The organism is Nonlabens tegetincola (assembly GCF_002954355.1).
Classification (GTDB): Bacteria; Bacteroidota; Bacteroidia; order Flavobacteriales; family Flavobacteriaceae; genus Nonlabens; species Nonlabens tegetincola.
This window is the reverse complement of record NZ_MQVV01000014.1, coordinates 448222-475059: the sequence shown is the minus strand read 5'-3', so window position 1 is coordinate 475059 and position 26838 is coordinate 448222. Positions and strand designations below refer to the sequence as shown.

The 26838-nt window shown below is 34.9% G+C and carries 23 protein-coding genes; 12 read left to right on the top strand and 11 right to left on the bottom strand.

Going from position 1 to position 26838, the window contains the following annotated elements; translation table 11 throughout:
- The first annotated feature begins 51 nt into the window (after positions 1-51).
- Positions 52-912: a hypothetical protein gene (locus BST93_RS09020; protein ID WP_105018899.1), complete on the top strand. Its 861-nt coding sequence runs from the start codon at positions 52-54 to the stop codon at positions 910-912.
- 194 nt (positions 913-1106) lie between these two features.
- Here BST93_RS09020 and BST93_RS09015 read toward each other — a convergent pair whose 3' ends face one another.
- Positions 1107-4823 carry a metallophosphoesterase gene (locus BST93_RS09015; protein WP_105018898.1) on the bottom strand — a complete coding sequence of 1239 codons (3717 nt, stop codon included), beginning with the start codon at positions 4821-4823 and terminating at the stop codon, positions 1107-1109.
- Between the two features lie 39 nt (positions 4824-4862).
- On the opposite strand from BST93_RS09015, the gene BST93_RS09010 reads away from it, so the two are divergent.
- Complete coding sequence (locus BST93_RS09010; protein WP_042278761.1) at positions 4863-6062, top strand: Pycsar system effector family protein; 1200 nt, start codon at positions 4863-4865, stop codon at positions 6060-6062.
- On the opposite strand, the gene BST93_RS09005 is transcribed toward BST93_RS09010, so the two are convergent.
- A complete protein-coding gene (locus tag BST93_RS09005) occupies positions 6043-8403 on the bottom strand; it encodes a GAF domain-containing protein (protein ID WP_219843745.1) in 2361 nt (786 codons plus the stop codon). The genes BST93_RS09010 and BST93_RS09005 overlap by 20 nt on opposite strands.
- Positions 8404-8518: 115 nt before the next feature.
- Here BST93_RS09005 and BST93_RS09000 point away from each other — a divergent pair, with 115 nt between their 5' ends.
- On the top strand, positions 8519-9643 hold the full coding sequence (locus BST93_RS09000; RefSeq protein WP_105018896.1) for a TlpA disulfide reductase family protein: 1125 nt from the start codon (positions 8519-8521) through the stop codon (positions 9641-9643).
- On the opposite strand, the gene BST93_RS08995 is transcribed toward BST93_RS09000, so the two are convergent.
- Complete coding sequence (locus BST93_RS08995) at positions 9640-10266, bottom strand: rhomboid family intramembrane serine protease (RefSeq protein ID WP_308736867.1); 627 nt, start codon at positions 10264-10266, stop codon at positions 9640-9642. The two genes, BST93_RS09000 and BST93_RS08995, sit on opposite strands and share 4 nt — an antisense overlap.
- Positions 10267-10324: 58 nt before the next feature.
- Here BST93_RS08995 and BST93_RS08990 point away from each other — a divergent pair, with 58 nt between their 5' ends.
- Entirely contained in the window at positions 10325-11236 is a 912-nt protein-coding gene (locus BST93_RS08990; protein ID WP_105018894.1) for a lysophospholipid acyltransferase family protein, read from the top strand.
- Here BST93_RS08990 and glmM read toward each other — a convergent pair.
- Positions 11196-12590, bottom strand: coding sequence for a phosphoglucosamine mutase (gene glmM, locus BST93_RS08985; protein ID WP_105018893.1), 1395 nt, complete (start codon positions 12588-12590; stop codon positions 11196-11198). The two genes, BST93_RS08990 and glmM, sit on opposite strands and share 41 nt — an antisense overlap.
- 60 nt (positions 12591-12650) lie before the next feature.
- Here glmM and BST93_RS08980 point away from each other — a divergent pair, with 60 nt between their 5' ends.
- Entirely contained in the window at positions 12651-13256 is a 606-nt protein-coding gene (locus BST93_RS08980) for an acyl carrier protein phosphodiesterase (protein WP_105018892.1), read from the top strand.
- 36 nt (positions 13257-13292) lie between these two features.
- On the opposite strand, the gene BST93_RS08975 is transcribed toward BST93_RS08980, so the two are convergent.
- The 3 genes from BST93_RS08975 to BST93_RS14185 all read right to left on the bottom strand — a co-directional run bounded on the left by BST93_RS08975 (position 13293) and on the right by BST93_RS14185 (position 14822).
- Positions 13293-13670: a LysM peptidoglycan-binding domain-containing protein gene (locus BST93_RS08975; RefSeq protein ID WP_105018891.1), complete on the bottom strand. Its 378-nt coding sequence runs from the start codon at positions 13668-13670 to the stop codon at positions 13293-13295.
- 91 nt (positions 13671-13761) lie between these two features.
- Positions 13762-14502, bottom strand: coding sequence for a YebC/PmpR family DNA-binding transcriptional regulator (locus BST93_RS08970; RefSeq protein ID WP_060522580.1), 741 nt, complete (start codon positions 14500-14502; stop codon positions 13762-13764).
- 146 nt (positions 14503-14648) lie between these two features.
- Positions 14649-14822 carry a hypothetical protein gene (locus BST93_RS14185; protein WP_167341914.1) on the bottom strand — a complete coding sequence of 58 codons (174 nt, stop codon included), beginning with the start codon at positions 14820-14822 and terminating at the stop codon, positions 14649-14651.
- Positions 14823-15035: 213 nt separating this feature from the next.
- Here BST93_RS14185 and fumC point away from each other — a divergent pair, with 213 nt between their 5' ends.
- Positions 15036-16430 carry a class II fumarate hydratase gene (gene fumC / locus BST93_RS08965; protein ID WP_105018890.1) on the top strand — a complete coding sequence of 465 codons (1395 nt, stop codon included), beginning with the start codon at positions 15036-15038 and terminating at the stop codon, positions 16428-16430.
- 81 nt (positions 16431-16511) lie between these two features.
- On the opposite strand, the gene BST93_RS08960 is transcribed toward fumC, so the two are convergent.
- From BST93_RS08960 to BST93_RS08950, 3 genes are read right to left on the bottom strand one after another with little or no spacing between them, the layout of a single operon-like run.
- A complete protein-coding gene (locus BST93_RS08960; RefSeq protein ID WP_105018889.1) occupies positions 16512-17810 on the bottom strand; it encodes a sugar MFS transporter in 1299 nt (432 codons plus the stop codon).
- A 1-nt stretch (position 17811) separates the two neighbouring features.
- Positions 17812-18798: an isoaspartyl peptidase/L-asparaginase family protein gene (locus BST93_RS08955; RefSeq protein ID WP_105018888.1), complete on the bottom strand. Its 987-nt coding sequence runs from the start codon at positions 18796-18798 to the stop codon at positions 17812-17814.
- 36 nt (positions 18799-18834) lie between these two features.
- Entirely contained in the window at positions 18835-21783 is a 2949-nt protein-coding gene (locus tag BST93_RS08950) for a GH92 family glycosyl hydrolase (RefSeq protein WP_258150509.1), read from the bottom strand.
- Between the two features lie 141 nt (positions 21784-21924).
- Here BST93_RS08950 and BST93_RS08945 point away from each other — a divergent pair, with 141 nt between their 5' ends.
- The 4 genes from BST93_RS08945 to BST93_RS08930 are packed head-to-tail and all read left to right on the top strand — an operon-like array spanning position 21925 to position 24115.
- Complete coding sequence (locus BST93_RS08945; RefSeq protein ID WP_105018887.1) at positions 21925-22287, top strand: DUF2200 domain-containing protein; 363 nt, start codon at positions 21925-21927, stop codon at positions 22285-22287.
- A 10-nt stretch (positions 22288-22297) separates the two neighbouring features.
- Positions 22298-22585 carry a hypothetical protein gene (locus BST93_RS08940; protein WP_085774614.1) on the top strand — a complete coding sequence of 96 codons (288 nt, stop codon included), beginning with the start codon at positions 22298-22300 and terminating at the stop codon, positions 22583-22585.
- Positions 22564-23223, top strand: coding sequence for an ATP-binding cassette domain-containing protein (locus tag BST93_RS08935; protein ID WP_105018886.1), 660 nt, complete (start codon positions 22564-22566; stop codon positions 23221-23223). Before BST93_RS08940 ends, BST93_RS08935 begins: the two co-directional genes overlap by 22 nt.
- Before the next feature lie 55 nt (positions 23224-23278).
- Complete coding sequence (locus tag BST93_RS08930) at positions 23279-24115, top strand: alpha/beta fold hydrolase (protein WP_105018885.1); 837 nt, start codon at positions 23279-23281, stop codon at positions 24113-24115.
- Positions 24116-24190: 75 nt separating this feature from the next.
- Here BST93_RS08930 and BST93_RS08925 read toward each other — a convergent pair whose 3' ends face one another.
- The gene (locus BST93_RS08925; protein WP_042278672.1) at positions 24191-24541 is read right to left on the bottom strand and encodes a 4Fe-4S binding protein; all 351 of its coding nucleotides are present in this window, start codon (positions 24539-24541) and stop codon (positions 24191-24193) included.
- Positions 24542-24576: 35 nt separating this feature from the next.
- Between BST93_RS08925 and BST93_RS08920 the strand changes: the two genes are divergently transcribed.
- On the top strand, positions 24577-25689 hold the full coding sequence (locus BST93_RS08920) for an acyl-CoA reductase (protein WP_105018884.1): 1113 nt from the start codon (positions 24577-24579) through the stop codon (positions 25687-25689).
- A gap of 73 nt (positions 25690-25762) precedes the next feature.
- Positions 25763-26824 carry a 3-phosphoserine/phosphohydroxythreonine transaminase gene (serC, locus tag BST93_RS08915; RefSeq protein ID WP_105018883.1) on the top strand — a complete coding sequence of 354 codons (1062 nt, stop codon included), beginning with the start codon at positions 25763-25765 and terminating at the stop codon, positions 26822-26824.
- The last annotated feature ends 14 nt before the right edge of the window (positions 26825-26838 follow it).

The following is a 26838-nucleotide window of genomic DNA, read 5'->3' as shown; positions in this document are numbered from 1 at the left end:
CTGGACTAACTGTCTAGCTCGGTTTCTTTTTTTAATTAATTAAAATCACCCATGAAAGCATATTTCCTTCTTCTATTATCCTTTTTTATTTCTACAAGTTGCCTAAAAAATGATAAGCTTCAAGTTGTTGCAAACTTGCCCGATGTTATAGATGAATGTAGTGGAATGGAATTTATTTCCAATACTATGTATTTGGCATTAAACGATAGCGGTGGAAAATCAATAATCTACTTGTGCGATATCAATAAAGGTGTTGTTGCAGAGTTACATAGTAATCAATGGAATAATGTAGATTGGGAAGATATGGCTGTTGTAAAAAATGGAAGTACCACTAATATATATATTGCCGATACCGGTAATAATTATAATAAAAGAAAGGATCTAGTCATTTATGAGGCTTCTATTAAAAATATAGAACAACTATCTGGTAAAGTTGAATTGAATGCTGTTTCACATCCTTTTTACTACGAAGATCAAGATGAGTTTCCTCCAAAAAAGAAAGAGAGACTTTTTGATGCTGAATCGTTAATTGTATTAAATAACAATTTTTACATCTTTACCCGTAATCGATCTAAAGACTTTAATGGAAAAACTTCGGTATATACATTCCCGATATCAACTATACCACAAAAAGCAAAAAAACTAACAGAAATTGAAATTTGCAATGATAAAGATGATTGTCAAGTAACGGCTGCTGATGTATTTAAAACCAAAATAGCTTTACTAACCTACGATAAGGTAATCATACTAACAGATTATGATAGGGATTTTAAGGAGTACCAGGTGACCGAATATAAATTGGATCACTTCTCACAAAAGGAAGCAATTAGTTTTATTAATGACTCCGAACTATTTATAGCAGACGAAGAGAACAAACACAGCGATGGTAATATTTATCGTTTTGACTTATAGTGTAAGGCTAAAAATACAATCCCTAAAACCTCGGATATTCCACCCAACACAAACATACCGATAGATCCTGCAATGTTAAAAGCGTAAAATAAAAGACCTATTAGCACTAGTAAACTACCTATTGCAATAAGTGAAATGCTGGTACTTTTGTTTATCATGTAAAGATTATCTATATCAAGTGATAAAAATATAAGTTAGAAGCTAAATCCAACCTGAAAACTGAATCTAAATCCATCAGCACCATGAAATAAATTAAAGGTTGCTCCTATTGCCTCGGCACTGTTAACATAGAATCCACCACCATAATCATTGTGCCATCTTGAACTATCCTCACCATCTAACCATACTCTACCTACATCACCACCTACAAATACTCCAATTTGTAGAGGAACAAAACCTGAATTAAATTCATTGAAACTATACCTTACATCACCACTGAAAGCCATGGCGCTTTCTCCTGAAAATCTCTGTAAACGGTAACCTCTTAAACCTGTGTTTTGACCCAATTGAGCACTTTGAAAAAACTCAAAATCATCACCAATATTGACCTGACCTTGTAAAAGAGTTTTTAAAACCCACTTTCTGTCACGACTAATAGCATTATGAAATCCTAATTTTGGTTTTACGTACCCAAAAGAACCTTCTAAATCATCAAATTCAGTATTAACACCTGCCACGAGGTCAAAGATCATACCTCGTGTAGGGTTTAATTTAACATCATAACTTTCATAATTATATCTTGCACTTAAATCGGCATACCAATTGCGCTCATAGAAATCTTCTTGATTATCAAAGCCTGATTGTGCTAAAAATCGTTCTTCATCTCTTTCTACTTGAAATCCTTGTGCTTCAAAAGTCGCAGATAAATTAGAACCGTATTCACCTACGTAACTGTAACCAATTCCTCCAGAAATTTCACTTAATCGCACACGGTTGTAATCAAAATCCAACTCATCATCAAGATTTACGGTTTCGTTACCAAATCCAAAAAAGTTTTCAGCAAATGTTGGACCTGCAAATCTTCCCTTAACGATTAAATTACCGTGATTAAAAACTCCAGCAAAAACACCGTTGTAATTAATATCATATCCTTGTGTAGCAAAATAGTAACCGGCTTTAAATCTATGCTCCCGAGTATTTGGGTTTCTATTAAATCCTTTGACGATATAACTTGTTTGAATACCTATTCTAAAACCGTCATCAGGATTAAATCCAATACCTGGCGTAAAAGCTCCTGCTGTACTTATTTGTTTCTTTGGATCATATAAATTAACATCATATGAATCTGTCAATCTTAATCTAGCATTCCCTTTCTTCTCGATGCTATTTGGTTTAGACTTGTGATCATAGATAGATACATTTTTACCATTATCCATTTTATAAATATCATTATTTTGACCACCGATTACTCGAATTTTAATTCTTGATTTTGTTGATCCAGTTGAAGTGATTACATCATCATCATCGAGCGCATAAACCCATACTTCATCAGTTTCATTTTTATAAAAGGTACGTTGGGCCACAACATCTGCTCGTTGTCCATCCTTATTTCTGTATATGGAAACCCTTGTAGAGTTTTTGTCTATCACTTCAATGTCTATAAAATCATCCTTATCAGTACCGGTAAGAATAGCTAGATCAGAGATAATATCGTAGTATTTTGTAGCTATTTTGACCATTTTATCACGTCTAGTTCGCATATTCTTCTTGATGACTTCTGTACTCTCAGCAGCTTTTATTTCTTGTGGTAACTTATCAAATGCCTCATTAATGACTTCGTCAGTCAGGTTTTGCTGGATGAATACCGCTTGGTCTAGCCATACTTCCTTCCCAGAATTTTGAGATAAATTACGATCTAGATAGGTGGCAGCTGTATTAAACCATTTTAGGTTATTAATATCTTCATCATAAGTAGCAAATTGATTAGTAATTCCTATCATAGCTCTTAATGTGGCAAACAATGCACCGTCAAAATTGGAATATACTTGATCTCTATCTCTAGGGATTGGTTTAAACAAATGAGTTCCATCTTCCAATTCAAATTCAGACCATCTCCATTGATCTGCATGACGATCCCAATCGCCTATAAGCATATCAAATAATCTGGCTCTTACATAGGATTCTTCATCAATTTTATATTTCTCATCTCTCCTTAATCGCTCAAAGACATCGGCAGTGCTTTCTATATCATCCGGCTTACCAAATGATTCTAAATCTTTATGATTTTCCTCTGGTCGTTCAACGAGCATGTATAATTCATCACCGTATTCCTTATTGTAGTTGCCTAGTGCCGGTTGTTTTGGTACGTAGTAAAGCACCGGATTTGTGTGGTACACGTCAATGGCACTAGCGAGTGTAGGAACCGTCAAAAAAGCATAGGGATGTGCAGCTGTGTAGAAGTCAAAAATAAGATCTTCTGCTCCTGTATCTTCAAAACTACTCGCTATATTATCTTCTTTGAATACAGTGGTTTGTAAAAATTGAACAGCGCTTTTTTTCAATGCTCGCAAGTTGTATTCTCTACCATCTTTTGCTACTAAACGCAATGATCTTGTTTGATGGCCACCACCACCTCGTTCTACTGTAAGTCCACCCATTAAAGTATCTAACATAGCTACTTGAACATTCAATTCTGTTCCATAAAGATCGCGGTACTTATTACCCCATATAGATTCATGTAATCCTGATTTATCAACCTGTTCTTTGGTGTAGATGCTCGCTTTCGCGAAAGCGGGATAATCTTCAGGTAATGATTTTAAATCAAAATCTTCCTGTGGTTCAATTGCCTGTTTGGTGTATAACAGATTGTAAGTACCATTTTCAAAACTGTAAAACCTAACGTAGGAACTACCGTCTTTCATTACATCTAGTCTAGCAAAACCTTTACCTCCATAAGAAAACAAACCATCGTTACTGAGTGCGGCATATCCTTGTTTACTTCCAGAGCCTGAAACAATCTGTCGTACGCCATCATTTTCAATATACTGTAAAGTGTGTTCATGACCACTTGCTACAATTACACGATTTGCCGCACTTGCACGTATAAGTGTTGCAATACGGTCGGCCATTTGTTGATACCTTTTGTTTTGTCTGTCTTGTGCACTTACTCCACCACTTGTTCTTATAAGTGATGTTAAAGATCCTAGAACCGGTACCGGAATATTGTTTTGAGATGGATATAAGTGCTTGATTGCTGCATATTGACCACCATGTATACCGTTAGTATATAACGGGTGATGTAACGTAACTATAATTGTTTTGTCTTGAGCTTTTTTTAGTTCGCTCTCTATTTCTAGAAAAAATTGTTCTCTTGTTTTAATTTGATCACAGTCATCATTGATAGTAGGTAAATTATCCCATTTTGCGAGATACCATTGACTATCGATGATAAGCATGAGAACGTCGTCTTCTATTTCTCTAAGTTCTATAGGACAACCTACTTTGGGCTGCCATACTTCTTTATCACCCATGGCCTCAACGATATACTCTTTCTCTCGTTCAACATTATCAAGTCCCTCATTATAGTAATCATGATTACCTGGAATAAACAATACCTGACCGCCGAATTGTTTTGCTACCTCTATTTGAGCATTCAAATGATTTTCGGCATAAGGTCTAAATTCATCATCCTTTTTAGGCATTCCCGTAGGATAAATGTTATCACCTAGAAAAACTAAATGATCATCTTTTGAAATAGATTGATCTTTTAAATAAGACTCCAAGGCTAATAAACCATCACTTTTACCGTTCATAGGAGATAGTCCTACATCACCTATTAAATAAAAACTTTTATCTATGGATTCATTGTTAGGAAAAACTGATTGATTTTCTTCCTTATATTGAGCTTTGAAACTAGCACATGAGGCGAGTATTAAAGCTATAAGACCTAAGAATATGTTATTTTTTTTCATGCAGTGAATATTACTACTATTTTTATGCAAACACTTTTTATGGATGACCTGATTAAAATTACTGACGATTACGTATTGAATTTATTCAAGAAAAACCTAGACGAAAGATATGTGTATCACAACTATACCCATACCAAACGCGTAGTTAAAAGTATAAAGGAAATCATTGACAATTCCGAAATAGATGTTAAAGAAGCCCAGATACTTACTTTAGCAGCGTTACTTCATGATATAGGTTATACTCAAAGTGATGAAAATCACGAGGAAGTTGGTGCTGAAATGGCAGAGGCTTACCTGAAACAACATAACGTCGATCAGGCTATTATTGAACAAATTGTAACACTTATAAAGGTCACAAAGTGCGATAGATTACCTCAAAATAAATTAGAGGAAATCATTCTAGATGCCGACAGCTCGCATTTTGCCAAGGATTATTATAAGGAAACGAGCGAGTTATTAAAAAAGGAGTTAGAATTAAGAGGTCAATTATATACAAATAAAGAGTGGCGAGCAGAAAACATTAAGTTTTTTACACAGTTTCATAGATATTATAGTGATTACGCTATTAAAAATTGGAATAAATCAAAGAATGAAAACCTGCTTAGGCTGCTTAAAAAGAAAAAGAAGAGTAAAAATAAAATTAAAAAGGAGCAGCTTAAGGTGGATTTAAAAAATCAATCTCCAGAAAGAGCTATCCAAACCCTTTTTAGAACGACGTTACGTAATCATATCAAATTATCTGATATAGCAGATACTAAAGCCAATATTCTATTATCAGTCAATGCCATTATTATATCTCTTGCACTGGCTAATATAATTCCAAAGCTAGACGCCCCAACAAATAGACACTTGTTGTTTCCTACATTAATATTGATACTATTCTCTGTCGCGAGTATTATACTATCTATTATGAGTACGCGACCTAATGTCACATCAGGTGAGTTTACTGACGAACAAGTCCGTAATAGAGAAGTGAACTTATTATTTTTTGGTAATTTTCATAAGGTCCCTTTTAAAAAATATAGAGAGGCGTTAATGGGGCTTTTAGATAACAAGGAAGAGGTCTATGAAAGCTTGCTTAAAGATTTATGGCTACTAGGTGTCGTTCTTAATAGAAAGTATACCTTATTAAGATGGACCTATACCATCTTCATGGTTGGAATTATCGTGAGCGTAATATCATTTGTAATTGCCTTTTATACAACCGATTTTCAACAAATTAGAACTGCAATTCCTTAATAAGATCGTTATAGGTAAGTGTAGTCTGACTGTCTGAAAAGTTATAGAGTACACTTACCCGTAATGCCTTTAATCCTGCAACTCCTTGAACATCTTCAAGTTCTAGCTTTTCAACTTTATCTTCAATAAGGTTGTTGTGTTTAAGGAAATCTATGTAGCGTAAATACTCTCTTTCCATATCCTTACTTGCGTAAACAATAGCTATTTTACCACGTTGTGTAATACGCTCATTAGTTCCTTTGATTAAAGCCTTGTCTATTCTTTTTTTCACAACTTCATAACGAGCGTTGTATGAACCATCAACATCAAATCTTTTCTCATCAATTCGGTAGCGTATAGTAAGGGTATTCTCAAATGCCAGTATCATGGAAGCTGCTTCTATTTTTACAGGTAATTCCTTTTGAAGCTCGTAAAATTTGTTTTCAAGTTCCACAAGAACTTGTAGTTGCCATAGCCTTAAATTATAAAGATATACTGGATTGAAGTCATTTTCAGTGGTAATGCTGTTACCTACGTAAATGTTATGTTCTACTCCATCAGTCTTAAAACGTTCAAAGAAATGAGGATAGATACGTTGTGCTTCTACTTGTCTTTTATCCAAAACACCAGCTACTGCATCATTCATAATTTGAACTGATTTATCATAATCAATTCTACGACTATGTTTTACATTTTCGTTAGGATCCAAGAAACTTTCATAAGTTTCAATCTGTTGTTTTATCTCTTGATTTATTTGTTTGAAGTGATTAAATACAGGATGAATTTCTTCTGCTAGAAATTTTATGATCTTTCTTTCTGTATTAGCATCTAGCTCTTTTTTTCTTAGCTCTTTCACGTATTTGTGTACTCGGTATTCAAGCTGTTCATAAAGTGGTAATGGTTGCTGCGCTTTCGCGAAAGCGAAAATATCTTCAACCTCTTCAAGTTGACTCAAAAGATCATCCTTGATCATTTTGTTACGCGTGTCACTACTACCAACAATGTCAATTTGACCGTATAAAGGATAAACGTCTTCAAACTTTAGATCTTCAAATTGTGCAGATCCACCATCGCTACGTGATTTAAGAATACGCCTGGCTTCATTTTCAAATTTCCATTTTACACTATCGTGAATGGATGTACATTCTGTTTGAATTATGGCATTAATACTATTTTCGTATTCACGTTCAGAGTTTAATAAAACCGCCTTAAGATAAGGAGCTACGGCATCTAACAAGCTTACATTGAAGTTATTGAGTTCGTATTCTTTACCACTAACTAATTCTAAAATACCTAGTAAGCGATCGTTTTCATGAACAGGATAAAAGGTGGCACTTTTAATGCCATTATTCATAAGGTTTTCTGCAAGGAAAGTATTTTGAACTGTGTTCAAGTACTCTTCAACATCAGAAATGACTAGTGGAGTGAAATCGTTGATTAAATTTTTATAAGCTCCTCTACATAAGGCATTTTCACAGTTTTTCTCATGACTTTGACCCAATAAATAACTTACTACATCACCGTACATTAATGTTTCAAATGATTTATCGTAGTGATTAAAGCTTGTAAACCCAGCTCTTAAATCCTCAATTCCAAACATAGTTCGAAAAATTGATTCTACTTTATCATTTTGGGTATCACCCATTGATTTACCATTAAGGAAAATGGTTTTTAATTCTGAAATTGCATTATCTATGGTAACATCGGTAAGAGAAATGATTCCAAAACCTTCAAAAGAATATGCTTGCGGTGGAAAATATTCTTTCCACAGTTCCATGTTATCATGTTCTCTTAATAATTGAGCTATTTGTGTTTCACTCAACCTGTATTTCTCATCATTGAGACTAATCCTAACAAAATCGGCATTATAAGTAATGCGATAAGTTCTAAGTGCTCCCGATGCATTTTTAATACTTACTTGTAAGGGTTTGGAAAAATTTACAAATCTTCCGTAGAAAATTTTAAGGATCGCACCGCATGCCATTCGGTATTTATCCTGGGAAAATGATTCCATTACATCAAATTTAAAATCATCACCAGCTTCACTGATAATATTTTTAAATCTTGTAGTCAAATTGAAAATCTGATCCGAAAAAGGTACGGTTGCCGCTTTAATTTCATTTAAAGTCAATGCGGTAGGAAAAAGATCTGTAAGAACAGTATCTATATCAGATTCATAATGAGCGATCTTATCAATAGGTACCTCAGTATAAAGGGCTTCATTTTTCTCAACAAATTGAATTAATGAGGACAAATACAGCCTTTTGAAATTAGAACTTTCTAACTCCAGTTTTTCTACATAAGTATCAAGCAAAGACTTAAAATTAAGTTTTATTTGAAAAAATTCCTTTTCCTCTTTCATTATTGCAAAGTTAACTTTTTTGCTAATCTTACTTGTGAGAATAGGATGATGTTTTAGATAAGTTTAACCCATGTTTTAACTTTGCTCTGTATATTGTGCCACTTAAAATAAAAAGATGAAGTTTTTATACAGTTTAATGATTGTAACCATATTGGTAAGTTGTAATAAAGAAACTACCGATAAACATATGATAAATGGAAATGCTCCAGGTGTGTTAAATGGTATGAGAGTGTATTACGGTAAAGTAGGTGAAAATGGAAAGCAACAGTTTATAGATACAGCAGTCGTAATAAATGAAACGTTTCATTTTGATCCCGTTGACGAAGTGGAAAAACCGGAAATTCGTTTTTTAAATGTAGATGGTTCAAATGGAAGTATTGTTTATTTACATGATAATAATCCGGTAGAAGTTAAAGTGAATAAAGACTCTATATTTAGTAGTACTGTTAAGGGAAGTAAACTTAATGATCAGTTTAATACCTATAAAGCAATACAGGATGAATACCGAGCAGAGTCAAAAACCTTTAGTCAGCAGCGTTCTAATTTTCAAAGATCTGGTCAATTAGAAGAATTAAACACGTTAATGCAACAATGGAAGGAAGAAGAAAAACTCTATGTTTCTGAAGCTAAAAAATATATTTCAGAAAATAAAAACACTCTATTAGGTCCTATAATTTTAGGTGACTTAATGAGTTCAAAATTAATCGATCCTATTGATGCAAGACAAGAATTCAATAAGTTCAGTGCAGATGTTCAACGTGAAGAACTTTCAATTAGGATTGATGATTATTTACGTAAAATAGAGTCTGTAGGAATTGGAAGAAAAGCACCTAACTTTGAAGGGAAGAATCCTGACGGTAAGGTCATAAAACTTGAAGAAGTAATTGCAAAAAATAAGGTTACACTTATCGATTTTTGGGCAAGTTGGTGTGGACCATGTCGTAGAGAAAATCCTAATATTGTAAATGCTTATCAAAAATATAAGGACAAAGGTTTTGGTATACTAGGAGTTTCTTTAGATAAACCAGGAGCTGAAGAACAATGGAAACAAGCCATTGAAAAAGATAATCTAACGTGGGATCATATAAGTAGACTTCAATACTTTGGTCCTATTGCTAGACAATACAATGTTAATGCTATTCCTGCAGCTTTCTTATTGGATGAAAATGGTGTTATAGTGGCCAAAGATTTACGCGGCCAACAGTTGCACAATAAACTAGAAGAGCTATTGGGCTCTTAAACCTTATTCATTTTTATAAGAATTATTACGGCAACAATGGGTAACAGCATCGCTCCTACCACAAAAGGTCGATCGAGGATAATATTATAATCGTATAGAAGAGTAATAAGATAACCTGTAATGGCACCACCGATGTGCGCATCGTGTCCAATGTTATCGGCCTTGCGCTGCATTCCAATGATACTATAAATCATGTATCCTATTCCAAATATCCATCCTGGAATACCAAAATAAATACGCATTGACGGATCCAACAATATAGCACTGTATATAATTCCAGAAACTGCGCCGCTTGCCCCTACAGCACTATAGGCATAATTATTTCTATTAATGATATAGCTTAAAAAACTACCACCTAACATACTAGCCAAATAGATAATTAAAAATTTCACGCTATTAAAAGAACCTACAACTTCATCGGCAAAAAAGAAAAGGGTAAACATATTAAAAAACAAATGTTGCAAATCTGCATGTAAAACACCACTTGTAAAAAACCTCCATTGTTCACCACGCTCTATTCCAGCAATATTAAATTTAAAGCGATCAAAGAAATACCGATCATTAAAAGCCTTAAAGCTGACTAATGATGTAACGCCAATAACAAATAAAGTGACTAAATCCATAGAATTCATTAAATCTTGAGAACGGACAAGATAGTATATTTGCTAAAAAATAACGCACATGCAAAACCTCTTATTCTATATAGCTTATGCATTAATTAGATTGGTATCTGTCTTACCATTTTGGCTGGTTTATAGATTAAGTGATTTCATTTATTTTATACTTTACTACATTATAGGATATCGCAAAGAGGTTACAAAGAGTAACATACGAACGGCCTTTCCTCATTTTGATGAAAAAGAAGTTACCAGAATCGCTAAAGCAAGTACTCGACACTTTTGTGATATTTTTATTGAGATGATGAAATCCTTACATATAAGTAAGGAAGAGATGCATAAAAGATTTACTTGTACAAATGCTGAGATGGTTAACGCTTTCGCGAAAGCGGACAAATCAATTGTAGCTTTATTTGGTCATGCAGGTAGCTATGAATGGTCCATGGTACTGGACGAGGTTTTACATTTTAATGTGTATGCTATTTATAAACCTATTAAGAATAAAAAATTTAATCAACTGATTACAGATATTAGAAAGAAATTTGGGTCTACCATGGTTCCAATGAGACATGCTACTCGAGTAATGTCTGAAAAGGCAGATAACGAGCGTTGTTTATTTGCGCTGGTAGCAGACCAAGCTCCAAAACGAGCAAGATCTCAATACTTTACCAATTTCTTCAACAAGCCTAGCGCTGTTTTCAGAGGTGGAGAACGCATTGCTGCCGAGCATGGTCTTCCTGTCTTTTTCCTTGCAATTAAAAAAATTAAAAGAGGTTATTATGAAACAACATTTCATAAAATTACGGACGACGCCTCTAAAGAACCAGAGTGGTTGGTAACGGATAAGTTTTTCTCTTTACTAGAAGATCAAATAAAAATGCAACCAGAGTATTACCTCTGGTCGCATAAAAGATGGAAGACATCCCTTCAAGATGTTAAACGTGACGTTGAGCTATCTCCTTCAATTCAGAGATAAATCTATCGGCTAACTTATCAGCAACTTCTTGTGATTGTGCTTCTGTATAAATACGTATAATAGGCTCAGTGTTTGACTTTCTCATATGTACCCAATTTTCTGGAAAATCAATTTTTACACCATCAATAGAGGTAATGTTTTCGTTTTGATAGTTGTTTTGAATTTCTTGTAAAATCGCATCTACTGGCATTCCTTTAGTCAGTTCAACTTTCTTTTTTGCCATAAAATAAGCTGGATAAGATGCTTTTAATTCACTTACAGTGCTTTCTTTACCTGATAACAAGGATAAAAACATAGCAATACCTACCAATGCATCACGGCCGTAATGAGATTCTGGATAAATAATTCCACCATTTCCTTCACCACCTATTACCGCGTTAACCTCTTTCATTTTGGTTACCACATTTACTTCACCTACTGCTGCTGCATGATACGTGCCACCATGTTTTTGAGTTATATCTCTTAGTGCTCTTGAACTTGAAAGATTAGAAACAGTATCTCCCTTTTTCTCACTTAGGATGTAATCTGCACATGCCACAAGCGTGTATTCTTCACCAAACATTTCTCCTTTTTCATCTACAAATGCTAATCGGTCAACATCTGGATCCACGGTGATACCAAAGTCTGCATTATGTTCTACTACTGCAGCACATAATTCTGTCAAATGTTCTTTAAGAGGTTCTGGATTGTGAGGGAAATGCCCTGTAGGTTCACAGTACATTTCTATTACCTCAACTCCTAATTTCTTTAATAAGGCAGGAACTGCAATACCGCCAGTAGAGTTTACGGCATCTACTACTACTTTAAACTTTTTAGAAGCGATAGCATCAACCTTAGTTATTGGCATGTTAATCACTTCCTTTACATGAACATCAATGAAATTATCTACGCGTGTTACCGTACCTAGGTCGTCAACTTGTGCGTATTCAAAATCATCGGCAGCAGCAATATCCAATATTTTTTGCCCTTCAATACCATCTAGGAACTCTCCTTTGCTATTAAGTAGTTTAAGAGCATTCCATTGTTTTGGGTTGTGACTTGCTGTTAGAATAATCCCACCATTTGCATTAAAATGTGGTACGGCAATTTCTACCGTAGGAGTTGTACTTAAATCTAAATCTATAACATTACAACCACAACCTATAATTGTATTTTGCACCAAGGCCTGTATCATTGAACCGCTTAATCTAGCATCTCTTCCAATGACAACTGTAGGAGCATCAATTCCTGAATAATCCTTTAACCACATAGCATAGGCGCTAGCAAATTTTACCGCATCTAGTGGTGTTAAATTATCTTCGGGTTTACCACCGATTGTTCCTCTGATTCCTGATATTGATTTTATTAACGTCATATTAAAGCCTTACATTTACTGCAAAAGTAAAGCTAGTCTATACGCTTTCAAAAATTGAACATGAATTATCTCGCACATATTTATTTATCAGGCGAAAATACTGAGCTTAGAATAGGGAATTTTATAGCAGATTCCGTGCGCGGTAAAAACTTCAAAATGTTTCCAAAGGAGGTTGCTGCTGGAATTATTCTACATAGACATATAGATACGTATACCGATACACACCCAATAGTTAAGGAAAGTAAATCACTTATTAGAGAACAATATGGTCTTTGGAGCAGTGTAATTGTTGACTTATATTATGATCATTTTTTAGCGGCAAATTGGGAAGAATTTCACACTACACCTTTAGAGCAGTTTAGTCTAGAGTTTTATCGAGATCTTAAGGAATATTATCCAGTGCTACCACCGAAAGTTCAACGATTTTTACCTATTATGATGGAGCACAACTGGCTGTTACAGTACGCAACAATAGATGGTATTTCCAGTATATTCTATCAAATGAACAAACGCACAAAAGGAAAAAGTAAAATGAACTTTGCTCCTATTGAACTTGAGGAACATTATGATCTTTTAAAATCTCATTTCTTTTCTTTTATGGAAGAATTAGAGAGTTTCACTCAAATGAAAATTCAAGAAGGATTGATAACAAAAAACCGCTCTTAAAGAGCGGTTTTAATATTTATATTCTATCTAATACAATTATAGATTAGGAATTTTCAATTCTTGACCTGGATGAATCACGTCTGGATTTTTAAGAACATCATCATTTGCAGCAAAAATTTGGTGGTATTTCATTGGGTCACCGTAATAGTGTTTTGCAATCTTACTTAAAGACTCACCACTTTCTACTGTGTGATAAGCATATACAGACTCATCTGCAACTTTAATATCAGCCATTATATCAGCTGGTGATTCTCCTCCTACCTTTTTAATCTCATCCCAAAGTAAGTTTTTTTCATACTGAGTTTTTGCAGTACCTCTTACTTCTAATTTGTCGCCGTTCACTTGTACGTCGCCGTTCTCGATATTTAGTTTTTCACCTAAATCTAGAACGCTCTGATATTTTTGCTTTACCATTTTAAATTCATTTTTAAATTAGAGATTGAAAGTTACAAAATAAAAAGTCTGACATAAAAAAGTTTTCTAAGAAACTTTAATTGTCGACTAACTACTCTTCTTTCATGGTGTGATACACATTGTTCACATCATCGTCCTCTTCTAACTTTTCTAGTAACTTGTCTACATCTTCCCTTTGTTCTTCTGTAAGATCTTTTTGAACAGTTGGGATGTATTCAAAGTCAGAGCTAAGTATCTCTGCACCCATTTCTTCTAGAGCTTTCTGTATAGCACCATAATTTGCAAACTCTGCATAAATCATGATTCCATCTTGAGAGTTTTCATCTTCTTCATCGGCTTCATCTTTGAACAGCTCTTCGGCGCCAAAATCGATAAGCTCTAGTTCCAATTCTTCTAGGTCATAATCGGCAGCAGCAATTCTAAAATGACATTTGTGATCAAACATAAACTCGACACTTCCTGATACGCCTAAACTTCCATTACATTTATTGAAATAACTTCGCACATTGGCAACCGTTCTATTATTATTGTCTGTAGATGTTTCTACTAGAACAGCAATACCATGCGGTGCATATCCTTCAAATAAGACCGTATCAAAGTTTGCTGTATTCTTGTCAGTTGCTTTTTTAATTGCTCGTTCGATGTTTGCCTTAGGCATGTTCACCGATTTTGCATTTTGAATTACCGCTCTTAATCTAGAATTACTATCAGGATCAGGTCCACCTTCTTTAACTGCTATTACAATGTCCTTTCCTATTTTTGTAAAGGCTTTGGACATAGCACTCCAACGTTTCATTTTACGTGCCTTGCGAAATTCAAATGCTCTTCCCATATTGTTTATTTAAATTATAGGTGTAAAAATAGTGGACTACTGTTTTACACGCAAAGTTTATTTATACTAGGTTTAATCTAATTAAAAGGCATAAAAAAACCGCTTCTCATTAAAGAAGCGGTGCCTTTTATGTATATAAATCTAAATTAAGATTCTAAGTTTTTCTTCTTAGCTTCTCTTTTCATCTTCATACGTTCCATTGTACTTCCAAAAATCCAGTAAGGAATAATTACTACTGTAAGTAGAATCATCAACCAGAATCCTATTGAAAGAATGATGAAAAATGCACCGAAACCTAAAAATTGATCAAATTCAAACATGTTCTTTAGTTTATTGCTGCAAAGATAAGGGCTTTGTCTTAAAATAGAAAACTACACTTAAGATTTATAAACATTTTATTGTTGATAAACCTGGTGTTGATTCCGCTTTCGCGAAAGCGTAAATACTACCAACCTATACTTTACTGAAATCATTAACCTTACCTTATAAATAGAACTCTAATCAAGTTTTATATTTGTGCAAAATTCAACCCAATGGAATACAGAATAGAAAAAGATACTATGGGACCTGTTGAGGTACCAGCTGATAAATTATGGGGCGCACAAACCCAACGCTCTAGAATGAATTTTAAAATAGGTCCTGCAGGAAGCATGCCGTTAGAAATTGTATATGGATTTGCTTACTTGAAAAAAGCTGCCGCTTATGCAAACTGTGATCTAGGTGTCCTAGCCGAAGATAAAAGGGATTTGATAGGTCAAGTATGTGATGAAATTCTAGAAGGTAAACATGATGATCAATTTCCACTAGTTATCTGGCAAACTGGATCTGGTACTCAGTCAAATATGAATGTTAACGAAGTCGTTGCAAATAGAGCTCATCAAATCGCTGGAAAAACAATTGGTGAAGGAGAAAAAACTTTACAACCGAATGATGATGTAAATAAATCTCAATCATCAAACGATACTTTCCCTACTGGTATGCATATAGCTTGCTACAAAAAGGTAGTTGAAAATACAATCCCAGGAATTAAACAATTGCGCAATACCCTGCATAATAAGTCTATCGAATTTGATAATGTAGTAAAAATAGGTCGTACCCATTTAATGGATGCTACACCTCTTACATTAGGTCAAGAATTTTCTGGTTATGTAAGTCAACTTGATCACGGAATAATCGCCCTTGAAAACACATTAAAACATTTAAGTGAACTTGCCTTAGGAGGAACTGCTGTAGGTACTGGTTTAAACACTCCTAAAGGTTACGATATTAAGGTGGCAGAGTACATTGCAGAATTTACTGGACTGCCGTTCATAACTGCAAAAAATAAATTTGAAGCTCTAGCAGCACACGATGCTCTTGTTGAAACACATGGTGCTTTAAAACAAATTGCCGTTTCATTGAATAAAATTGCAAACGACATAAGATTAATGGCATCTGGTCCTCGTAGTGGAATAGGTGAAATTATTATACCTGCAAATGAACCAGGAAGTTCAATAATGCCAGGAAAAGTAAACCCTACTCAATGTGAGGCCTTAACAATGGTTTGTGCACAAGTAATGGGAAATGATGTAACGGTTACCGTAGGTGGAACTCAAGGTCATTACGAACTTAATGTTTTTAAACCTGTTATGGCTGCTGCTGTTTTACAAAGTGCAACTTTAATCGGTGATGCCTGTAGAAGTTTTGATGAAAATTGTGCTAGCGGTATTGAACCTAATTATGATAGAATCAAAAATCTATTAGATAATTCGTTAATGCTTGTAACAGCTCTTAATACCAAAATAGGATATTATAAAGCTGCAGAAATAGCAAACAAGGCACACGAAGAAGGCACTACACTTAAAGCCGCTGCCTTATCCCTAGGTTATTTGACCGAAGACGAGTTTAATGAATGGGTTAAACCAGAAGAAATGGTTGGTCACAGATAGATGACCTTATTCATATTAAAAAGCCGCTAGTTTAATTACTAGCGGCTTTTTATTTATCTAGGCTAAAATTGGTTGTACCTGTCACGTTGTTTTACGAATAAAACCAAAAACAACGATATATAAGTAACAACAAATTGGTAATAACAAGGCCAGATTAAATCCTGAAAAATCAATAAGAGCTCCAAAACAAATCGGTATTATAGCTCCGCCAGCAATAGCTGTACATAATATTCCTGATGCTTTGGCTTTTAAGTCACCTAATCCTTCAAGAGATAATGAAAAAATGGTCGGAAACATTATAGAATTAAATAGACCTACTAATAAGATCGTCCACATAGACCACAAACCATCGGTAACAATAGAAAGTAAAATCATAATTACTGCCGAAATTCCAAATCCTATTAAAACATAATGAGGTCGCCAGATACGCGTAAGAAAAGAACCTATAAATCGTCCTATCATAGCACCTGTCCAATAAAAGAAAACAAAGGCGCCTACAACAGCTTTGGCATCTACAAGTGCTAGATCATTTTTGCCTAAAATGGTACTAGCGATGGTTTTCATAAATGTGCTATTTTGAATATGTACAGGTAAATCGTTTTCTATAAAATAATTAACCATATAACTACCCAAAGCAACCTCGGCACCTACATACACAAAAATTCCGACTGCTCCTAGCCATATAATAGGTTTAGATAATAATTGTGAATAGGTTCCTTTTTTCTCCTCATTTACTGCTGGTAGCTGTATAAAAATAAATCCTATTACTAATAAAAAAATGAAGCCTGCCACAAGTAAAAATGGACCTTGAACGGCTGTTGCTTCTCTCAGATAGTATTCTTCTTTGGCTACATTTGATAAGGCGTCTATTTCTTTAGAGCTTAATATAGTGTCACTTAATAAGAATGCAGCACCTGCAATAGGTGCAATGGCAGTACCTAATGAATTAAAGGCTTGTGCTAGATTAAGTCTACTACTTGCACCTTTTTCAGGACCTAAAACAGCTACATAGGGATTTGCTGCTACCTGAAGAAAAGTTATTCCTGCTGCCAGCATAAAATAGGCCAGTAAGAATATGCTGAAAAGTCTGTATTCGCTTGCTGGATAAAAGAGCAAACAAGCCATGGCCATGGTTGATAAGCCAATTATAACTCCTTTTTTATATCCTACCCTATCCAATATAAAACCAGCTGGAATAGAAAAAATGAAGTAAGCTATAAAAAAGGCAAATTGAACTAATCCAGCTTGAAAATAACTAAGCTCAAAAACATCTTTTAATCTAGGTACCAAACTATCTACTAGAACTGTAATAAAACCCCATAGAAAAAACAGAGTAGTTACAATGGCAAAGGCACTAGTGTATTTTTTATCTTGTGCCATATTATGACTTTTTAATGTACGAGTCAGACTCTATTCTTGTATTCTTTTGATCTTTATACTGCATCATAGCAAATCCTGGATGAATACAGTAACTACCTGTTTCACCTTTCTTATTCATGGCTATGTAAGCAACTTGAAACTCTTTGTAACCGGAATTTTTAGAAACTACTCTTTGTACAGCTTCTTCACAAGCTTCTTGAGGTGATTTTCCTTGACGCATTAATTCAACGATAAGAAAACTTCCTACAGTTTTCATGATTTCTTCGCCCATACCTGTAGCCGCTGCTCCACCTATTTCATTGTCAATAAACAACCCTGATCCTATTATAGGAGAATCTCCTACTCTACCTCGCATTTTATAAGATAATCCCGATGTTGTACAAGCACCTGCAATATCACCGTTAGTATCCATACATAACATTCCTATGGTATCGTGATTTTCAATGTTAATGATAGGCTTGTATTCACTAGTTTTAAGCCATTCTCTATAGGCTCTTTCTGAATTTTCTGTAAGCAAATTTTCTGAGACAAATCCTTTTTCATAAGCTAATTCTTCTGCACCTTTTGCTGCTAGCATTACATGTGGAGTGTCCTCCATAACTACTTTGGCTAGTGCAGCAACATTAGTTATATTTTCCACACAAACTACCGCACCTGCATCTCCATTGCTGTTCATTACGCAAGCGTCTAGTGTGACATTTCCTTCACGGTCTGGTGCACCACCTTTACCAACTGTTGTATTTTTTACGTTCTCTTCTTCGACTGCTACACCTTTTATAGCAGCATCGAGTGCGTTATGACCATTTTCTAAAGCTAATCCAGCTGTTTCATTGGCTTTGGTAAATCCCCAAGTACATATTGATACAGGTTTTGTTGTGTTTTTCATTGTAGCTGTTTTTTTGGGTTCTACACAACTAAGAACAGTTGCTCCTAGAGATAAAGCGATACTACCTTGGACGCTTTGCTTTATAAATTTTCTTCGTTGCATAAAAGTAATGGTTGATTGTGATTAACTTTCTTTTATTTAATTGATAACTATTTCATCGGTAAAAATCCAAGCCTCACCATCGTACGGATATCCTAAATGCCATTCGGGTAATTTACCATACGTAGTAGCTTTCATTTTTATATACCTCACTTTATTTAAATCAGGAGTTTCATAACTAGGTCTAAAAACGGCAGACTCTTCTTCTCTACCAGTTTCTGGCAGTATTCTGAACATTTTTTTCAATAAATTTTTGTTCTCATCATAGAATTCAAAAGTCACATACTTTGGGTAAAAAATCCAGCTGCGTTGATCCTTTAAAAATCCAGGTGAAATACTATTTATAGACCTTGATTCACCCAAATCAATGGTAACATCCAAATTTTCACCTTGAGTTCCTTGCCATGCTCCAGAGCGAAAATCCTCTGTTCCTTGCATACCATTAATCAAGGCATCATTTCCACCAGCACTGTATTCATTGGCATAGCTGTGATTAAGTGTGATTTTAATATCGTTATCGTACTTATAAAATGTGGTAGTTACCGCTGGGCTGCTAGCACCATCTTTTTTTGAAATAACCGTTAGGTCTCCAGCATTATAAATGGTGATGGGTTTAGAATATTCTTTCCAGCTACTATCGCCCAGCATATAAAACATTTGTGCATTGGATTGTAAAGTGTTTAATTGAACCACGGTGCTATCGGTAAAGGCGATGGAGCCCTTTTCTAAAAAGGGTGCTGTAACTATGGGATACTCCTCAATTGCAGATTTTGGTCTGTTAGATTTTTCTACTGCCCAATTTGTAGGTTCTTCACTCATGGTAAATACTAGTGTTCCACCACTATTTATTTGTTCATGGGTGATGAACGATTGAGTGTGTGATTGTAATTCCGCTTTCGCGAAAGCGTAATCAACACTGGCTATATACTTACCACTACCCTTTTTAATAATCGTCAATTTATTCCCATTTTCTAGATGAATGGTAGCCTTATCAAACAAAGGTGTCCCGATGATATAGTCGTTACTTCCAGGTGTCACTGGATAAAAGCCCAAGCTGCTCAATACATACCACGCGCTCATTTGACCACAATCCTCATTTCCAGAAATACCGTCTGGTTCATTTGTATAAAGCGTAGTCAAAATTTCGTGAACCTTTTCTTGCGTTTTATGTGGCTTACCTACAAAATTGTACAAATATGCCATGTGGTGAGACGGCTCGTTACCATGTGCATATTGACCTATAAGCCCTGTAATATCAGCCTGATGTCTACCGCTTGTTTCCATAGGTGCGCTGAACATTTGATTAAGGTGCTTTTCATAGGCATCATCGCCGCCCATTAATACAATGTGACCCGAAATGTCTTGTGGTGCGTACAAGCTGTATTGCCATGCGTTAGCTTCGGTATAATTAAAGTTTACTTCTTCTGGTTTAAAAGGTGAGAACCATGTATTACGCTGGCGACCTTGGAAAAATCCCGTAGCTGGATTGTAAAGGTTTTTGTAATTCTGTGCTCGTTGTGTAAATAACTTATAGTCCTCAGTTTTTCCCAGGTCTTTTGCAACCTGTGCTAGCGTCCAATCATCGTAGGCATATTCCAGTGTTTTAGAAACACTCTCACTTTCTTGTTCTACTGGTATATAGCCTAAATATTTATAGTGTTTTAGGCCTAGCTTGTCTTGCATAGCGCTGTTTCTCATGGCTTCATAGGCCTTATTCACATCATAGTCTTTAATCCCTTTCATGTAAGCATCTGCTATGATAGGAACACTGTGATATCCTATCATACAACCCGTGTAATTACCACTTAAATCCCAGATAGGAAGAATACCGCCTTCGTCATATTTTGCCAGCATGGTACTTACAAAATCGTTAGTACGTTTTTCATCAATGATAGTGTACAATGGATGAGCAGCGCGATAGGTATCCCACATGGAGAAAACAGTGTAATAATTGAATTCATTAGATTGATGAATTTCTAAATCCATCCCGCGATAGCGACCATCAACATCTTGGTACAAATTAGGAGCAATCATTGTATGATACAATGAGGTGTAGAAATTGGTTAGATTATCTTCATTGTCATCTTCAACCACAATTTTTGAGAGTTCTTTTTCCCATGTTTCATTGGCCAATTGCCTTATTTCGTCAAAGCTTTTATCGCCTATCTCGGTTTCAAGATTACGTCTAGCGCCAGCTTCATCTACTGGGCTAATTCCTATTTTGATAGTGATGGGTTCGTTGTTTGGATTGTCGAATTCAAGAGCCATCACTTCAGGTGTAACCTCATATTTGGTATTCCAATTCTTAATAGGATGCGACGTTTTCATATAAAAAAACAGCATCTGTTTTGTCGCCCACGCACTAGAAAAACGCTTTCCTTGTACTTCTGTATCTGAAAGGAATTGAATATCGTGTTCTAATAGTTTATCACGATGTAAAAGATCAAGGATGACGTAATGCTTATCGGGTTGTTGATTTGTTTCGCTTTCGCGAAAGCTGTATTCATGAATCCCAGCACGTTCCGTCACAGTTAACCGCACATCAATATTTGTGTCATCCAGGTGTACCTCATAATAGCCAGGACTCGCTTTTTCATTGTCGTGAGAGAATGAAGAACGGTACCCTTTTTTACCATCGGCTCCATTGTTGAGTATAAGCTCACGCGTAGGCATCAATAAAATATCACCATAGTCGCTCACGCCGGTACCGCTTAAATGAGTATGAGAAAAACCATAAATTTTATCATCGCTGTAGTGATATCCACTACAACCATCCCATCCATCTAAACGAGTATCTGGTGATAATTGCATCATCCCAAACGGCATTGTTGTACCAGGATAGGTATGTCCATGACCACCAGTTCCTATAAACGGATTGACAAGTGAGGTAAGCTCTTTAGATTGATAAGCAGCAGAAGTCGAAGTGGCGTCTTCTTTACAACATACAAACAATAAAGCAACGCCAATTAAGGTTATAAGTTTTTTCAAAGCTAGTTTTTGATATTGAATTGTTAAAGATAAAGAATATGCTACATAGCAAACTGTTTGATAATCACGGCAGACTGATTTGAAGCATCAAGCTTTTTTACGTAATAAAGTTTAAATTTGATTAGTTATAAATTTGAGATTATGTCTACCACACCAGAACACGATGAACGCATTGCCAAATTAATTTTTGCTTCTGTTTATCCACATTATGTAACTAAAGTTGAAAAGAAAGGCAGGACTAAAGAAGAATTGCACGAAGTAATTCAATGGCTTACTGGCTATAGCGAAAAGGATATTAAAAATAAAATTGCAGAAAAAGTTACGTTTAAAGAGTTTTTTGAAAAAGCCACCATCAACCCTAATGCTGAGTTGATTAAAGGTGTTATTTGTGGATATCGTATTGAGGAAATTCAAACTCCACTTACAAAGCAAACCAGATATTTAGACAAATTAGTAGACGAGCTGGCTAAAGGTCGTAAAATGGAAAAGATTTTAAGAGGATAATAATTACTTAATGAATCTAAAACCTTTACTACTCTTTCATTATAAATTGATTCCGTTAAGCTTATTCTTATCTGTATGTATTACTTTATTAGTAGGTAGTTGGAATAGTTTTGGTCAAATCGCGACCTTAGTAGGAGTTTCTACTCACTATGTTCAATATGAATATAGAAAACCAGAAGAATATGCTTTTTATTTTAATCTAGGATGGTCGCGTAAAAGATTGTGGTTATCTACAATCCTATTTTATTTAGTTATTGTTTTGTTGAATGTACTGGTATGGATAATATACTACAGGTAGATAGTGTTGAAAAATCTTTTGGTAATCAAAAATTGTTATCCGACATCTATTTAGGTTGTAAAACTGGCCAAGTCGTCGCGGTAATTGGACGTAATGGCTCAGGTAAATCAACATTATTTAAAATTATTACTGGATTAGAAAAATCAGTTCATTCATTTGTTTCCATAAATGATCGTCCTATAAAAAGTAGCTCTACTATCTCTAAATTCATTAATTACTTGCCGCAACATCATTTTTTACCCAATCAAATAAGAGTAAGAACCATTTTAAAATTGGTTAATTGTAATAAGTTGTTGAATCATAAGTTGATTCAACCTTTTTTAAACAACAAACCAAAAGATCTCTCTGGTGGACAATTAAGACTTATTGAGGTTTTAATAACTATATACCAACCTAAAGCGTTTACCATTCTAGACGAGCCCTTTAATGGACTTAGTCCCTTGGTAATTGATGAAATATGCCATTCTATTAATGAAATGAAAGCACACAAAGGTTTTATACTTTCTGATCATCGATATGAAGATGTTCTCAAAATTTCTGATCGCCTATTTTGTCTGAATAATCATCACCTTAAAGAGATAAAATCCAAAAAGGAATTAAAGGGATTATCTTATTTACCCGAATATCTAACAAATTAACAATTCTATAAAATACAGTTTACCTTAGTCTTTTTATCTTGAAAACAAAAATTTTATGCCTTACTTAGAAAAACTTACCGATCAAAAAGATCTTGATGCCAGTATTTATTTTGAAGATCAAGGAGATGGAGATCCTATTATACTCATACACGGCTGGCCATTGAGCGGTGCAATGTGGGAATACCAAGTTCCTGATTTAATAGAAGCCGGATATAGAGTGATAACTTATGATCGTCGCGGTTTTGGCCGCAGTTCTAGGCCTTATAAAGGTTACGATTACAAAACGATGGCTAGCGATTTACATGATCTAATTGATCAACTAGAACTTGAAAAAGTTACCCTAGTTGGTTTTTCAATGGGTGGTGGCGAGCTAGGACAATACGTTGCCGATTATGGAACCAATAAAATCAATAAACTAATTTTTGTTGCCAGTATAGCACCATTCTTACTTAAAACAGATGATAATCCAACTGGCGCTCCAGATGATGTTTTTAAAGGTATGGAGCAAAATGTGAAACAAGATCGTTTAGGTTTCTTAAAAGAATTTGGTAAAGGGTTTGTGAACTATGAGGACAACAAGGATCGCGTTTCTGAAGGTCAACTCAATTATAATTTCCAAATAGCAGCTCAAGCAAGTCCTAAGGGAACGCTAGATTGCATAGGTGCTTTTGGACGTACTGATTTACGTGAGGCACTTAAAAAAGTAGATGTTCCTACCCTATTCATTCACGGAAGCGCAGATGAAATCGTTCCTATCGAGCCTAGTTCAAAACAAGGGCATTCTTTAGTTAAGGACTCAAAATTAGAAATAATAGAAAACGCGCCACATGGCTTGTATGTGACCCATAAAGAAGAACTTAATAAGCTGCTTCTAAATTTTTTAGATCAATAATAAGTGAGACTTTAAATTAAATAAAAAAGCCGATACTTTAAAAAGTATCGGCTTTTATCATGTCTAATAATCAGGTTATTCCTTGTGCATAAAAGCTTGTTTAGCTTTTAATTCCTCTTCAGTTTCTACAATGTCCTCATCTGGAACACAACAATCCACAGGACAAACTGCAGCACACTGAGGTTCTTCATGAAAACCTACACACTCTGTACATTTATCAGGAACAATATAATAGAACTCATCGCTCACAGGCTCTTGAGTTTCATTTGCATCTACTTCTTTACCGTTAGGTAAAACAATTTGCCCATCCAGGTCGGTACCATCAGCATAGCGCCAGTCATCTGCAGCCTCGTAAATAGCTGTATTTGGACATTCCGGTTCACAAGCGCCGCAATTAATACATTCGTCAGTAATTATGATTGCCATAGCTTTTCTTTACTTTTGCACAAAAATAATGCCCATTGAAATCACTGGCAATTAATACCACGTTAAATGATAGAATTTCCGCTTTCGCGAAAGCGGGACAATTACTATCCTCTTATTTACAACCCGATTCAAACCTTGAATCTTCAAATTCTTGGAATCAACGCATAGAAGAAAGTTTGAAGCAGGCTGAAAGAAAAAACAGCTGGTTCACAAGAGAAAACTTAATTCATGCTATTACCCAATGGTCACAAGCTCTATTACCTGAGAATCTTGAACAATGGACCAATGGATACGATTTAGAAAAGGTTGAAGGTAAAAGAGTAGCCATTATAACAGCTGGAAATATTCCACTTGTTGGATTTCACGATGTTTTATCTGTAATAATAAGTGGTCATCATGCTATCATTAAAAATAGTAGCAATGATGATGTCCTTATACCTTTAATATTGGATATGGCATCTTCACATAAGGAAGACTTAGTTAGCTCGTATAGTTTTGTAAAAGGACAATTACCAGAATACGATGCCGTTATTGCGACAGGAAGCAATAATACATCGAGGTATTTTGAATATTATTTTAAAGGGAAACCGCACATCATAAGAAAAAACCGTAATAGCATAGCGGTAATAACAGGAAAAGAAACTTTAGAGGATATGGAAGCGCTGAGTGAAGATGTATTCAGATACTTTGGCCTAGGTTGTCGTAGCGTAAGCCATCTTAAAGTTCCTAGAGATTACAACTTTGATTTGTTTTTTAATGGCATGTATAAACAGCGCAATTTAATCAAGTTTGAAAAGTACACGAATAATTACGATTACAACAAGGCTGTTTACTTAATGAGTGAATTTGATTTACTTGATAATGAGTTTCTATTAATTAAGGAAGAGAATAAAAGTTTCTCATCGCCTATTGCTTCTTTAGGGTACAGCTATTACGATAATCTTGAACAGGTTGCCGAAGAAATTAATCAGAAAGCAGAAAGTTTGCAATGTGTGGTTATTAATGATGTAGATCGTGAAAAACTAGCTCCTAATTTTAAAGATCTTGCGGCACCACAATTCGTTAATTTTGGTCAAACCCAGTGTCCTACCTTGAATGATTACGCTGATGGTGTAGATACTATATCGTTTTTGTTGACATTATCTTAAAATCTTATTGGAATTATAACAAGTTTAAACGCTTTGTTTTGCATTTTTGTGTGGTACATTCAAAAACACCATTATGCTTAAACACAATTTTAGCGCAGGACCTTGTATTTTACCTCAAGAAGTTTTCAAAAAAGCAGCTGCAGCTGTTCTTAATTTTAACGATTTAAGTATTCTAGAAATTTCTCACCGTAGCAAGGATTTTGTTGAGGTGATGGAAAAGGCTCAAGATTTAGCACTAGAACACCTAGATCTTACCGATAAAGGTTATAAAGCACTCTTTTTAGGTGGTGGCGCAAGTATGCAGTTTTTAATGGTTGCCTATAACCTACTTGAAAGTAAAGCAGCTTATTTAAACACTGGTACATGGTCTACTAAGGCGATTAAGGAAGCAAAATTATTTGGTGAAGTGATTGAAGTTGCTTCTTCTAAGGATCAAAATTTCAATTATATACCAAAAGGATACACAGTACCTAGTGATGTGGATTACTTTCATTTTCAAACTAACAATACCATTTTTGGAACTCAGTTAAAGGACGACCCAACTGTAAGTGTTCCTATGGTATGTGATATGAGTAGTGATATTTTTTCACGTAAGCGAGATTTTTCTAAATACGATCTTATTTATGCCGGTGCACAAAAAAATATGGGTCCAGCTGGTACTACTCTTATTGTGGTGAAAGAAGACATATTAGGAAAGGTGTCACGCAGCATTCCTTCCATGCTAGATTATCAAGTCCATATAAGTAAAGACTCTATGTTCAACACACCACCAGTGTTTCCTATCTATGTAAGTATGTTGACGATGGAATGGTTAAAAGATAATGGAGGAATTGAATGGATTGAAAAAATCAATAATGAAAAAGCAGCATTAGTTTATGATGAGATTGATCGCAATGAACTTTTTGAAGGGTTTGTAGCAAATAAAGAAGACAGATCGATGATGAATCTTACCTTTAACTTAGTGAATGAGGATCATAAAGACACCTTCAATAAAATGTGGCAAGAAGCAGGGATTAATGGATTGAATGGTCACAGATCTGTAGGTGGTTATAGAGCAAGTATGTATAACGCTCTTACTTTAGAGAGCGCTCAGACTCTTGTAGATGTAATGAAAGAATTAGAACGTAAAGCATAATTAGTCCCAATAAT